We start from the raw sequence: 13633 nt of genomic DNA, 5'->3' as shown, positions 1-13633 counted from the left end.
TTTTGTTTGCCAACGATCTTTGGTATTTTTATAGTAACCACCACCGCGTCGACAGTTTGGTGATGTTGGTTAACATACGCCGAAGCGCTTAACGCATAAATCGCCGGCAACGTTTGGCTACCACAACCCTTCGCCACCGACAAAACCGATGGCGAATCACTCTCAAACCTTGAGGAAAATAATAATGAAAAAGCTCATAGTATTTTGCGACGGCACCTGGAACAGCGCGGATCAGGAATCGCCGGACAACAGACCCTGCCCGACCAACGTGGCCCGGTTGTTCGAAGCCACCACGGAACTCGACCGGCGCGGCAATCCGCAACTGGTGCATTACATTCAAGGCGTGGGTACGCGCTTTGCGGAGCGGATTACCGGCGGCGGTTTCGGTTTCGGCATTTCCGATAACATCAAGGACGGCTATCAATTTATTTGCAGCAACTACGAGGAAGGCGATCAAATCTTTCTGTTCGGCTTTAGTCGCGGCGCTTTTACCGCACGCAGCATTGCCGGATTTATTCATAATTTGGGCATCCTCAAGCGCAATAACTTTTACAAGTTGAATGAAGCTTTCAATTATTATCGGGACAAATCGCCGGAGTGGAAGCCGAACTCGCCCAACGCCATGAAATATCAGGCGGAAAATTGCTGGTCCACCAAAACCATTCATTTCGTCGGCGTCTGGGACACAGTTGGCGCCTTGGGCGCGCCTTATGGCATTGTGTTAAGCACCATCATCGACAAGCTGTTTAGATGTGGATTTCATGACACCAAGCTCAGCTCCAGCATTCAAAGCGCTTATCACGCCCTGGCAATTGACGAACATCGCTGGCCGTTTCGTCCCACGCGCTGGGAATTAAGCGAACAGCACCATGACCCGACTGACTTCCAGGAAAAGTGGTTTCCCGGCGTGCATTCCGACGTTGGCGGCGGCTATCCAGACTCCGGTCTGGCCGATGTCGCGCTGGCCTGGATGGCGGATAACGCGGAAAAGCACGGCCTGCAACTGGACCTAGGCAAAATCGCGCCGCTGCCGCCGTTTGCGCCGAACCCTAATGCGGCACAGCACAATTCGCAGACCTGGTTCTATCGGTGTGCCACCTTGATATTCGTAAAACTGCCGGCGTATGTGGGCATAGCGGTGCCCGGCGCGAGTAGTTTGTTAATTAAGCATATAGACCTAAAAGGCGATTTTCACCGACCGCATCCCTAAGCAACGCCACGACACGCAATGACACCTATCATCAACTTTCTGCTTCCCGCCGCGCCTGCAAGCAGCTGGCACGACTAGTCAAGGGCTATTGATATGAAACTCGAGATTAACCAAACCGTTACAAGGGATGTCGACCCGGTCGAACGCTACTACCCAACCGATATTGAGGTGGCACTTGGCGAGCAGTATCGCTTTGCCGCGCACGGCACCTGGCAAGATGCTTCCCACGTATGCGGGCCAACCGGTTGGCGAAATAGGTGGACGCCTTATATCCTGCGTTTGAGCCGATTGCCCCAACAGGATTTATTCTATCTGGGCGGCAATATTGCTCGGGACGAAAGCAGCAATTTCCCGATCGGCAGCGGTGCGGGTGGCGATAAAAACATCGACAGAGCTGGCGAGCTATTTTTATTCGCCAACGATCTCTGGCTTTTTTACGGCAATAACCTCCGCGTTCCGACCCAACCCTTATTGGTTGACATCACACGGGTCGCTTGATGCTTAACCTGAGAAGTGCCCTGACGCTGACCGCAGCACCAGCCGCACCCCAATGTCATTGCACCCTGCCCAACGCCGATTACTTGGCGTTGTTATCCGCTTACAACAACCCTTTCCGGCTACCGGAGGAGTGAAATACCATGACCAGCAAAAACATCGTCCTCTGTTCCGACGGCACCGGCAATAAAGGCGGTTACGGCTCGGACAGCAACGTATATAAAACCTACAAAGCCGTCGATGTCACATCCAACCGCGCCCATCAGTACACGTTTTACGACCAAGGCGTCGGCACCGACAAAAGCGACACCAGCAAAAATAAATATTGGACCGCGATGTCCGGCGCTTTCGGTTTTGGGTTTCGCGACAACCTCTTGCACTTGTATCATTTCCTGGCCCGCAGTTATAAACCGGGCGACCAGATCTTTTTATTCGGTTTCAGCCGCGGCGCCGCGACAGTAAGGGCTTTTGCCGGCTTTCTGAACGCCTGCGGCTTGGTCGATATCCGCCACGCCCAAGGGCCTAGCGGTTTCGATTCCGACTTGTTCGAGAACTTGGTAAAAGAAGCGTTTGCCTGTTACCGCAGCAAGGACGCCGCCAAGCAGCTAGTATTCAAGAACCAATACGCAGTCACCGGCGACGGTTACGCGCCGAACAGCAATCTGACGATCCATTTCATCGGCGTCTGGGACACGGTCTCGGCCCTAGGCTTCCCCAAAGACTTCAGCTGGGCGCTGGAATACTTTTTCGGCGCACTGGATAAATTCACCGATCAGTTTCCACCGCTGGCCCACAACTTTTACGACTTCGAGTTAAACAGCTCGATCCAGCATGCCTATCACGCGCTAGCCATTGACGACGAGCGCCAGACCTTTCATCCCTTGGTGTGGGATGAGCGCAACTTCAACAACACTGTCGAGCAAGTCTGGTTTGCCGGCGTGCATTCCAATGTCGGCGGCGGCTACCCGCGCACCGGTATGTCGGATGTGGCGCTGGTCTGGATGCTGGAAAAAGCCCAAGCGCACGGCTTGGTGGTGTATGACGACGTGCTGACTTCATATCGGGAGAGCGCCAACATCTACGACAAACTGTACGACTCGCGCGACGGCATGGCCTTGTATTACCGCTACGGGCCGCGCAATCTCTCACAATTATGCAAGGACAAGCTAAACGGCAAAAAAATCACCCTTCATTACAGCGCCTACCGCAAACTCAAGGAATTCAGCGAAGGCTACGCGCCGGATGGTCTGCCGTCGCGTTTCGATGTCATTGATGCCAAAGACCCGCAAACCCCCAACGTTAAAGTGACGCTAGCGGTCGACGCCCTCGAAAACTACAGCAAACTGCAAAATCCGGATCGACCCAGTTGGCCGCAATTGGAGACAGAGGGCAACCGGATCATTCAATCCCGGAAACACCTGTACCGCGCATTCGCCGAAATCACGATGCTGATCATGCTCGTGGCCGGCGTGTTTTGGAAAAACCCGCCCGATGCGGTCGTCGCGCTTAACGATTGCGAAGCAACCCATGTGCAGATTGCCCGAATTCATGTCGAGTCGGGTAATCAAACTTGCGATAACGCGCCGCTGGCCAGTAACGACTATTTCAGCATCCAGCAAAAAGTCGTCGATTTGCCGGATTCGGTCCAATACCAAGCCTGTAAAAACGGGAGCGAGCCGGCCTTCTGCGCGGCGGCCAATAACCGGCCGTTACGTTTGATCGGCGACCTGCTGCGTTACGTCACGCCGGTGTATTTCGAGAACTTCATTACTTATGTCGTCGAGGTCTATCCGCTGATATCGGTACTGATGCTGACGATTTTGTTAGCGATGCAGGAAGCCCGCAAACGTTTGGTCAACAAGTTGGACAAAATCTGCCGGCAAATGACGGACTTGTTGTAACGCTAAACCCACGCTGTCGGGCCCGGCGCCCGGCGGTTATCGATCACTGATAAAAGAGGTAGCAACATGATAGACGCCACGTTAATCAAATCCGCTCTCCCGCAGTGCAAAGCCCCGGATGTCTGGGCCGATGCGTTGAACCCGGCCATGGAGCAATTTCAAATCAACAATCCCGGCCGCATCGCCTGCTTTTTGGCGCAAACCGGCCACGAATCCGGCCAATTCAATCGTTTGACCGAAGGCTTGTACTACAAAACCGCCGCGCGGCTGGTGGCGGTCTGGCCCAAACGCTTTCCAACCGAAGCGGTCGCCGCGCCCTATGTGGCCAACGAGGAAAAACTGGCCAATTACATCTACGCCAACCGAATCGGCAACGGCCCGGAAAGCTCCGGCGACGGCTACCGGTTTCGCGGCCGGGGCTTGATTCAAATCACCGGCCGTAGCAACTACACCGATGTCGGCAAGGCCCTGGGCGTGGATTTGATCGCTCAGCCGGAATTGTTGATCGAACCGAAATGGGCAGCATTGAGCGCGGCCTACTTTTGGTTCGGCCACGGCTTGAATGCATTGGCCGACGACCAAACCGACGACAACGATATCGAGGACTTCACCGCGATCACCAAAAAGATCAACGGCGGCACCGCCGGTTTGCAGGATCGCCTGGCCTTGTATCGCACCATCAAGCCGTTAGTGAAGTAATCGCGAAACAATCACTCTCGCCAATGAGGACAAATCATGGACTACTTCAACTTTGCTAAGACACCCCTACTTCCCTGGCTGTTAACCGCATCGACCTGCTTATTCGCCGGTTGCACCACCGTTGGCCAGTTGCCGGACGTTGGAAAAATTCAGAGCAAACTGGACGCACTGACGCTGAAAATTCAGAATTCGAATGCCAATATCGATGAGTCCCGCTTCGTCGGCTGCATGGCACCGTTAACCTCACGCCTCGAGCCCGGCTTAGCCAAACTACTGAGCGAGGTCAAGGGCAAAACCGACGACCTTAAAGCCAACGTCGACGAACTGAATGGCTTGGAAGATCACAATCTATTCAGCGACCATCCGTTGATTTCGGAACTGCTACTTAAATTGACGACCGCACCACACCTGGACGGCCCAGCCGGCCTGGCAGAGAAAATCAAAACCGATCTGGAGGCACGCCGTAAACAGTTTCATGATCGCCTGAAAACCGATACCGCTCTGCTCGCCGCCGACACCCAACAAACCTTGAAACTCGAAGAAATCTATCTAAAAGCCTATTTCAAAAAAGGCGGCGCGCAACTAGTCTCACAGGTCATCCAAGACCCCGCCGAACAAACCGAACTACAACAACAAGCCGCGTCGCTGTTAAAGCTGAAAGCCGACGATCCCAAGTTGGAGAAAGTGCTGGAATTGGTTAACAAGCAAATCAGCAAATCCGCAGGCAAGCTGGCGCAAAAAAGCACCGGTTTCGTTGGCCGCGACGGCACCCAATACGGCTTCCCCGGCATCGTCGAAACCGGCAGCCAAGTCAGCATCGACCACAGCCAGATCGCCGCCGACACCTTGCGCATCCTGCTGGAAGCCATCCGCGACCATTACGCACCGTTGCCGGTACTGCCCAACACCACCCCGGCCGGCAGCTTGACGGGTTATGTCATCGATTTCGGCAAACCGTTCGACTGGGTTTACGACCGGCACGACGGCGCCTCCGCCAAAATCACCATCGACGAAGCCGGCTTCCAAGAGATAGAGGCCCAAGCCCGCAAGGCCGAAGCCAGCGTGGCCGGCGCGGTGGGCAAGGCGATCCGCGGCGGCTCCTGGGGGTCGTTGAACAACGAAGCGATCGCCAAATTAGTAGAAACCGCCGCCGGGGTCGTCGCTCGCCATGTCACCGAACGCGCCCAATGGTGCGCAAAAGCCCAAGCTGGAGAATCCCATGCTGCCGCTTCGCAATGAATCCAACGCCCTTAAACTGAGTTTGGTTTTATTTCCTCTACTGGTAACAGGATGTAACCCCCTACCCAAAGACCATTCCATCGCCGCCTATCAACAGCTCAGAGACAACGGCTTGCCGCCCGTGCGGCCGGCCTAGGTGGATTCGACGCCAACGAAGCAGCCTCGCTGCTGGAGCTTTGCATAGAACTGAACAACCAGGACGACCGCAACAACCCCAACAAGCCCGATCCCAACCATCAATACCAAGCCAAACCGGTGGGCTGGCAATTGGTGTTTGACAGCCGCCATCCCGGCAATACCGAATGGAACAAAATCTGGCCCTGGGACGGCAGCGGCGACAATCCCAACGATATCAAGACCAACGGTTTGCACCCGCTGAACAACGCCTGGCTGATGGCACAATCGGCTAGCGATCCCGGTCATATCGCGATTGCGATACGCGGCACGGTCAGCGAACGCCGCAGCATATTGGCCGACGCCTACGCGGCCACAATTCCCGCCTACGCCGGCCTCGAATACCCCAAGGACACACCACGGCCCATCGCTTTCGCGGCCACCCCGGACGCCGAGGTGCATATGGGATTCGGCTACGCGGCGTTTTCGCTGTTGTTCGATCCCCAGCATGGCATTCTGGCCCAGCTACAGCAAAGGCAAACGCAACAGCCGATCACTAAAATCACGATCACCGGTCATAGCCAAGGCGCTGCGGTAGCCACGCTGATCCACGCCTTTTTATATTACGCAACTGTCGACAGGCATAATCCTTACCAACTAGCCTTCGCCGCCAAACCAGCACTGAAATCCTATCTGTTTGCTCAACCCAAGCCGGGCAATTTACAGTTTGCCCAGGATTTCGCCCGAATTGCCGCGGAAACCGCCTACGTCATCAACAACGACAGAGACCCGGTGCCGCAGGTACCCTTGAGTTTGGAAACAGTAACGGAAGTGTCGGAATTTGTCGAAGAGGACAATGTTAGTGTCGGCAACCCGCTGGATCATTTGATCGACGGCGTTATCACCATCAAAAATAGCGTGCGCGGTTCGATCGCCGAAATGTTCACCAGCCACGTGGCCGATGATTTCGAAGATACCGGCATTGCCGCCTCAGTCCAGCGCTATTTCGGCAATTCAACAGTTACGCTGCCGGATCTAAAGGCCAGATCACTGAGTTAAATCACCCCCGGCAAAGCCGGGGGCTTATTATTGTTAGCCCCTCAAAGGGGCCGATTACCGGAATCGCCTGAAGGCGATCAGCTTTTCCAAAGGCTCAACTGCTCGTAACGTTCCTCTTCACGTTCTTGCTCTCGGATGTAATTTCTAACCATCTCTTCATCCAGACCCTCCGTTGAAACAAAGAAACCTCTTGCCCAGAAATTTTCACCCGTAAAGTGCTTCATCTTCCCTCTAAATGTTCTGGCAATCGATATCGCACTTTTGCCTTTGATAAAGCCTACAACGTTCGATACCGCATATTTGGGCGGGATGCTCAGGCACATATGAACATGATCAGCCATCAAATGCCCTTCCACAATTTCGCAGCCCTTTTGCTTCGCCAACTCATGGAATACCGATCCCAAATGCTTACGCAATTGACCAAACATCACTTTTCGCCTTCGTTTCGGAATAAACACGACGTGATATTTGCAATTCCATCTCGCGTGACTCAGACTTTGGTACCCCCTCATTTCGGATTCTCCAAACTATTGATCAAGTTTCCGAGAATCCGTTTGACCGCCTTATAGGTCAAACCTTTGGGAGTCCCCCGGCATAGCCGGGGGTTTACCGTCATTAATTACATAAAATGCTTCCACGGTGATCTATGCGGCCCGAGATACCAGTTGCCTTTCGTTAATTCCCACTTCCGCTATGACTTGCAAATCAACCACCCTATCCACCGAAGCGATGGTTTCCGGGCGATGGGCGATGATGATGCGTGTCAGTTTTAGTTGCTGCACCGCGCCGTTCACCAGCTTTTCGCGCGCCAAATCTAAGTGACTGGTAGCTTCGTCCAGTACCAGAATTTTTGGGCGTTTGTATAAGGCACGAGCCAGCAACACCCGTTGTTTTTGCCCGCCGGACAATACCGTACCCATGTCGCCGATCAGCGTGTTGTAAGCCATGGGCATCGTCATCACATCCTGATGCACTGCCGCCAGTTGCGCGCAAGTTTCGATCCAGGCTTGATCCGGTTCCGGATCGAAGAAGCAGATATTGTCGGCAATCGAGCCGGCGAATAATTGATCTTCCTGCATCACCGCCGCCACCATATTGCGGTAATCGTGACTGTCGATACGATTTAAGCGCACGCCGCCGATCAGGATTTCGCCGGCACTAGGCTGTAACAAACCCAGGATCAGTTTAGCCAGCGTGGTTTTGCCGTAACCGGACGGACCGATGATGGCCACCGACTCACCTTCGGCAAAATCCAGGGTCAGATTCTTCAGCACCGGCGGTTCGGATGGCGCATAAGTGAAATCCAAATTGCGAATTTGTATTGATGCCGGTAATTGCTCGTGACGGGTGCCGCTAACATGCTCATCTTCGGCTTCCGCCAGCGCTATATCGGCGACGCGCTCGGTATGCAAACCCAGCATTTTGAATTCGATACTTTTTTCTATTAAGCTGCCGACCCGATGGGTGAATTGGTCCTTAAAGGACATGAACGCAAACAACATCCCCACCGAAAAGCCTCCATCCAGAATGAACAAGGCGCCGAGCCAGATCACTGCAATATTTTCCACGCCAAACAACAAGCTGTTCAGTCCACGGTAAATGATATTCAGCTTTTGCACGCGAATACCGGCGTTGAAATGATCGACCATCAAATTTTGATAGCCGTGGCGGCGTTGCAGCTGTCGGTTGAATAATTTCACGCTTTGCATGCCCCGCACCGTTTCCAGCAGATTGGTTTGCTGCTTTGCCGCGCGCAGGATTTGTTCTTCGCTGGCTGCTCGGAGCGGCGCGAACGACGCCAGCCGTAATATGCCGTAAAGCAACGCAGCCAGACTGACGATGGCCGCCAATTTCCAGCTATACACCAACATCATGCCCAGCGTCACCAATGCCATCACCCCGTCGATGATGGCTTCCAGAAAGCTAGTGGTCAGGGTTCTTTGAATCACGTTTAAGGACTCGAAACGCGAGACAATGTCGCCCAGATGGCGCTTCTCGAAAAAATTCATCGGCAACTGCAATAAATGCCCGAACAGATTGCTCATCATCTGCAAATTAACCGAGGTGCTCAACACCAATACTACCCATGAGCGCAACGCGGTAATGCCTATCTGAATCAAGGCCAGCAGTAAGAACCCCAAACCCAATACCGTCAGTAAATTGGTATCCCGAGCGACCACCGCGTTATCCACCACCAGTTGCATAAAAAAAGGCGCTACGATTGCAAACACTTCTATGGCTGCAGCCAATAAAATGATTTGCAAGGTAGCGCTGGAGGCACCATTCAACTGGCCGATGAGGCGGGATAGCTTGATTTGTTGACGTTCGGTTTTTGCGGTAAAGGCTTGAGTGGGCTGCAACTCCAACGCAATACCGGTGAAATGTTTGGAGACTTCGGTAAAAGGCAAGTTGACGGTGCCTTTGGCCGGATCGTGTATGGTCGCCACACCGCGCTTAACCTGAGTCAACACCACGAAATGATTGAAATCCCAATGCAAGATGGCCGGCAGGCTGAGTTTGCTGAGTTCGTTCAAATCCACCCGTACCGGCCGCGACCCCAGATGTAATTGGTTGGCGATCTGAATCAAATGATTCAAGGTCGAGCCTTTCAGCGACAGCGAAAACTTCTGCCGCAGGCTAGCCAAATCCACCCGGTGCCCATGAAAATTGGCCACCATCGCCAGGCAAGCCAAGCCGCATTCGGCCGCTTCGGTTTGCAAAATCAGCGGGGTTTTTTTCCGGCCAGAAAAGTCGAGGATATGTTGTATAGTCATGATTAGACCCGTCCTAAGATGCTATAAAGTGGATCGAATACCCATTCGATCAGGCGGCGATGATCCAGCCAGATATCGGCATCCAGCAGCATGCCGGATTGCAGCGGAATATCCTGGCGATAGGCTTGCACCGCTTGTTTATCGATCTCGACGGTGACCCGATAAACCGGCTCTTGCAAAGTCACCGGCAAATCGGCTTCCTTGGGCGTAATCAATGTTTTAGCGATTTCGACGATGCGGCCTTGATGACTGCCAAAGCGTTGATACGGAAAAGCTTGATAGCGCACCGAAACAGTCTGTCCCTGCTCGACAAAGCCCACCGCACTGGATGGCACCAATAACTGCGCTTGCAATTTGGCGCCTAGCGGCAGGATGGACAGTAAAGGATTGGCGGTCGTGGCGTTTTGTCCCTGCTCCGCCAGGATCGTGGTAACAGTACCGTCGTGCGGTGCGGTAATCACGATATTGCGGCGCGATTCTGATTCGGTGATGTTTTGCGCCAAGGTCGAAATATTGCGTTCGATGGCCGCGCGCTGATTTTTAAATTTCATCTGGCTACTGTCCGCTTCCAGCTGCGCCGAGCGAATGTCGCGTTGTAAGGTCATCTGCACCCGTTGCAAGGCTTGCAGCTTGGCTTGGTGATCCAGCCATTCGTCTTGTTTTTGCTGCGCTTGCACTGCCGAAACGAATTTCGTGCTCAGTAGTTGCTGGTAGCGCTGCGAAGTCGCGGCGGCGCCGGCCAGGCGCTGTTGCTGAGTATCTATCTCACTACTAACTTGTTGCAACTCCCGTTGCATGCCGTGCAGTCTATCCAACACGGAGCGGTATTGAATCTGATCGATTTGCTCTTGTTTGATGAGTTCGGTTTCCAGGCTTTCCCGGCGCTGCTTCAATTGCTCTATCGCCGCCGCCTGGGCTTGCGGGGTTTCCCGTGAACTGCTTTCGGTGGACAACACGAACAGCGTATCGCCGGCCTTGACGGTTTGCCCTTCGCGTACGTGTTTCTCGATCAGGGTGCCGGCTTGCGGTGCGTAGACTTTGATTAAACCCATGCTCGGCGACAAATAACCGTTCACATGGGATTTGCGGGTATATTCGCCCCAAAAGGCAAAGGCCATCAGCACGAAGGCACTACCTACGGCTAAAGCAGTGAGAAAGGAAAACGACAAAGATTCCACGTGAATAACCTCCCCTAAGGGCTTGTCTTTTTTAAAATCCAAGGCTTGTTGTCGAAATAATTCATGTTTCATAGCGCCGTTTCCTTCCCACCATTTTTGACATTCAGACCAAAGTCCTCAGAGAACGCCGTAGTCGGCCGCCCGCCGCATGTCTTCGGTCGGCTTGAGGTTATTGGTCACCACTTGCGGACATCTAAAACACGCCGAGCGGCCTTCCTGTAGCCACCAGCGACAATCGGCACGAATCGCGCAAACCGGCAATTGCTCGGTGACCGTCGGCGTGAAGCGCACAACTTTTTCAGCTAGCCGGCATTTGGATTCCGCCTCCGCATAGTGCCCGCAACCCGTGCAGGCGCAGGGCGCGGAAAAGCGGAACACCTCCGCTGGGCTGACCGGACCGGCCAATTCGAGCAATTGCTCAGTCACGGGTTGCGGGGCATTCAGATAAGCCATTTCCGGCTCGTCCGCGGTGCCGGTCATCACCCCGATGACTTGGGCACCTTCCCACTCCGGCTGCGCGCTGGGGCATAACACTGGGTTATCCGAGGTCATGGCGCTATCAACCCAGCAGGGTTGCTCCTTGAATGCCACCTGCCAAGCCACCGGCACCAGGGTTGGTGATGACGTTGTTAAAGCCCTTAATCTGATCGAACCATGGGCCGCCGGCGATAATACCTCGGCTAAGCAGAGCACTTAAGCCGCCGCTGACTTGATCCAATTGGTCCGGATTCAACTCAATACCGGCAGCCTCGCGGGCTTGCAAGGCGCGCTCGATGCCTTGCGCGGCAAAAGTTGAGAGTTCGTCTGAAGAAATTCGAGTGGTTTTGTTTGACATAACAATTCTCCTAAATAAGTAAAAAGGGCCTTATCTCGTGACGAGATTGGCAACAGCGACTTTAATGTTGAACGCACCGGGATTGATCACCGGCCAAAATTTGCGCGGAAATTGGCTTAAATCTTGATCCGGACCAATCAAACCGCCGGACACCCGATTTAAATCCTCTGCTTGCAAGACTTTCAGGTCTTGATCGAATTTGGATTTTTGAGACATTGTCTTTCTCCTTAATAAAGTTATGAAGCCGGCAAGCCGCCGGCCCAACGACTGCGATACCGACAAAATTGCTTGCCAGCCGCATCCCCATCTACCGGTTTGTGAACTTGAGCGGGTATTGATAATTTAGGCGTCAGCCCTCCGAAAAGCTGTGACAAATTCCACTCCCTATCTGGGTAGTTTTTCATTCGATGCGCGGGCTTCGATTTGGCAGAGCTGGCCTTGAGGTCAGAGCCAAAGGCATGGCAAGCCCAATCAGTTCGGAACTAAGCTGCCTTTGTATGCGTTTTGAATAGATATTGAAAAAACTGAAAATCCGGCATCCCGATCCATACCGGACAGAATTGGGATTTATGCGAAGGAAGATGGATTAAAAATTCGGAACCGGCTTTGCTCAAACAAGGAAGACTGGTCGGCGGCAAAATACGATGTTATACGTCCGGCTAAATGCCATCACGTGATAGCGAAAACAGTACCGGCATTTTGACTTGGTCAGTCGGCGTGAATAATCATGCCGAATATGTTGTCCGCCGGGTTTTGCATCGCCGATATCGATACCCCGGCGGCTTCCAGCGAAACGACAGCATCGCCCTCATCGGTCTGAGCCAGTGGAGTCCATAAAGTATTCGTCGCAAGGTCGCTGCCGATAGCGGATTCCTTTGATTCGAACATATCCGTCGGTTCAGCCGATTTCGTCTCGGCTTCGGCTAAGTCCTTGCTTGCCGCAACGTCCGCACCGAGACTGGCCAGCCACTGCTCGCCTGCGCGTACCGAGACTGTTGGCGCCCCTCCCAAACCTATCGTTACCCGCTCCGGGCTCTCAGTGTCTAGGTCAGAGCCGTTTTTAGGCAGGGATTCGAGCAAGCCAAATCGCCCTACGCCAATTCCGCACAAAAATACCAGCATCAATATGACGGGCTGGAGATAAACAACAAACCGAAACATACCGACCTCTATATCGAATGAATATAAAACACGGAACCGATAAAGCATCGGTAGCGGGTCCGGCGAATTCGTTTTCGGAAATTCGCACGAATTCAAGGCGTTGACACAATGCGGAGTCTATTACCGCAAAAGTTGTAGGTCTGTGATTTAATTGCTGGAAAATGTGTGAAATACTTCACCTTTGCAACGTCCTGTTATCAGAACTCGCGTTACAGACCTAACAGACCGTTATCGATTTGCGGCTTCGTTTTAAACCCAAGCAGATATAACCGATCATCATGCAAGCAGAAGTCATCGCCAGTCTGAGCAATATCCCTTTCCTCGCCGATTTACCGGAGGATGCCCTGGAAGCGTTGGCCTCCAAGGCCAAGATCATTAAATTTCCGAAAAAAGCCATGATCGTCGCCGAGGGCGATCAAACCAGTTCGCTGTACGTGATTTTATCCGGCAAGGTGAGGGTTTTCGGCAGCAACGACAAAGATAAGGAAGTCACTTTACTGATACAGGAAGCCGGTTCGTATTTCGGCGAACTGGCGCTGTTGAGCGACGAACCGCGTTCCGCCGCAGTGGAAGCTCAGGAGAAAACTGTGTGCGCAGTCATTGCCAAAACCGATTTCATCTACTGGCTGAAACAGCATCCCGATGCGGCGATCGCCCTGCTCAAGGTATTGTCCGAGAAGGTCCGATTCCTGACCGAGAAAGTCAAGCAAATGGCTTTGTCCAACGTTTACGAAAGAACCATCAAAATCCTGCAGGACATGGCCGAGAAGGAAGGCGACGTTTATGTCATTCATAACCGCCCCACGCAACAGGAACTGGCCACGATGGTGGGCTCATCCAGAGAGATGATCAATAAGGTGATGAAGGAGTTAACCAAGGGCGGTTATATCAGCGTCGACGAGAAAGTTCTCAGAATCGAAAATACGCCGCCGGCTGCCTGGTAATATCCTTATAACGGATTTCCGCGT

At 53.3% G+C, this 13633-nt stretch carries 14 protein-coding genes; 7 read left to right on the top strand and 7 right to left on the bottom strand.

The window, feature by feature from the left end; translation table 11 throughout:
* Positions 1-184 precede the first annotated feature (184 nt).
* From ACH50O_RS05075 to ACH50O_RS05050, 6 genes are all read left to right on the top strand, one after another.
* A complete protein-coding gene (locus ACH50O_RS05075; RefSeq protein WP_446810950.1) occupies positions 185-1210 on the top strand; it encodes a DUF2235 domain-containing protein in 1026 nt (341 codons plus the stop codon).
* A 93-nt stretch (positions 1211-1303) separates the two neighbouring features.
* Entirely contained in the window at positions 1304-1708 is a 405-nt protein-coding gene (locus tag ACH50O_RS05070) for a hypothetical protein (RefSeq protein WP_446810949.1), read from the top strand.
* A gap of 140 nt (positions 1709-1848) precedes the next feature.
* Positions 1849-3606: a DUF2235 domain-containing protein gene (locus ACH50O_RS05065; RefSeq protein WP_446810948.1), complete on the top strand. Its 1758-nt coding sequence runs from the start codon at positions 1849-1851 to the stop codon at positions 3604-3606.
* A gap of 66 nt (positions 3607-3672) precedes the next feature.
* Positions 3673-4305 (top strand): glycoside hydrolase family 19 protein, encoded by a 633-nt coding sequence (locus tag ACH50O_RS05060; RefSeq protein ID WP_446810947.1) that lies wholly within the window; start codon positions 3673-3675, stop codon positions 4303-4305.
* 36 nt (positions 4306-4341) lie between these two features.
* Positions 4342-5544 carry a hypothetical protein gene (locus ACH50O_RS05055; RefSeq protein WP_446810946.1) on the top strand — a complete coding sequence of 401 codons (1203 nt, stop codon included), beginning with the start codon at positions 4342-4344 and terminating at the stop codon, positions 5542-5544.
* A 255-nt stretch (positions 5545-5799) separates the two neighbouring features.
* Complete coding sequence (locus ACH50O_RS05050) at positions 5800-6717, top strand: lipase family protein (protein WP_446810945.1); 918 nt, start codon at positions 5800-5802, stop codon at positions 6715-6717.
* 77 nt (positions 6718-6794) lie between these two features.
* On the opposite strand, the gene tnpA is transcribed toward ACH50O_RS05050, so the two are convergent.
* From tnpA to ACH50O_RS05015, 7 genes are all read right to left on the bottom strand, one after another.
* Positions 6795-7229, bottom strand: a complete 435-nt coding sequence (gene tnpA, locus ACH50O_RS05045) for an IS200/IS605 family transposase (protein ID WP_446810944.1) — start codon at positions 7227-7229, stop codon at positions 6795-6797.
* A gap of 132 nt (positions 7230-7361) precedes the next feature.
* A complete protein-coding gene (locus tag ACH50O_RS05040) occupies positions 7362-9491 on the bottom strand; it encodes a peptidase domain-containing ABC transporter (RefSeq protein WP_446810943.1) in 2130 nt (709 codons plus the stop codon).
* Positions 9492-9493: 2 nt separating this feature from the next.
* Complete coding sequence (locus ACH50O_RS05035; RefSeq protein ID WP_446810942.1) at positions 9494-10741, bottom strand: HlyD family secretion protein; 1248 nt, start codon at positions 10739-10741, stop codon at positions 9494-9496.
* A 45-nt stretch (positions 10742-10786) separates the two neighbouring features.
* Positions 10787-11221 carry a nitrogen fixation protein gene (locus ACH50O_RS05030; protein ID WP_446810941.1) on the bottom strand — a complete coding sequence of 145 codons (435 nt, stop codon included), beginning with the start codon at positions 11219-11221 and terminating at the stop codon, positions 10787-10789.
* 7 nt (positions 11222-11228) lie between these two features.
* Entirely contained in the window at positions 11229-11504 is a 276-nt protein-coding gene (locus ACH50O_RS05025; protein WP_446810940.1) for a hypothetical protein, read from the bottom strand.
* Positions 11505-11534: 30 nt separating this feature from the next.
* Positions 11535-11720: a hypothetical protein gene (locus ACH50O_RS05020; protein WP_446810939.1), complete on the bottom strand. Its 186-nt coding sequence runs from the start codon at positions 11718-11720 to the stop codon at positions 11535-11537.
* Between the two features lie 492 nt (positions 11721-12212).
* Positions 12213-12665: a hypothetical protein gene (locus tag ACH50O_RS05015; protein ID WP_446810938.1), complete on the bottom strand. Its 453-nt coding sequence runs from the start codon at positions 12663-12665 to the stop codon at positions 12213-12215.
* 278 nt (positions 12666-12943) lie between these two features.
* Here ACH50O_RS05015 and ACH50O_RS05010 point away from each other — a divergent pair, with 278 nt between their 5' ends.
* Positions 12944-13609 (top strand): Crp/Fnr family transcriptional regulator, encoded by a 666-nt coding sequence (locus ACH50O_RS05010; protein ID WP_446810937.1) that lies wholly within the window; start codon positions 12944-12946, stop codon positions 13607-13609.
* The last annotated feature ends 24 nt before the right edge of the window (positions 13610-13633 follow it).

The organism is Methylomonas sp. 2BW1-5-20 (assembly GCF_052474515.1).
The sequence above is the reverse complement of the archived record's forward strand: the minus strand, read 5'-3'. Positions and strand labels throughout refer to the sequence as shown.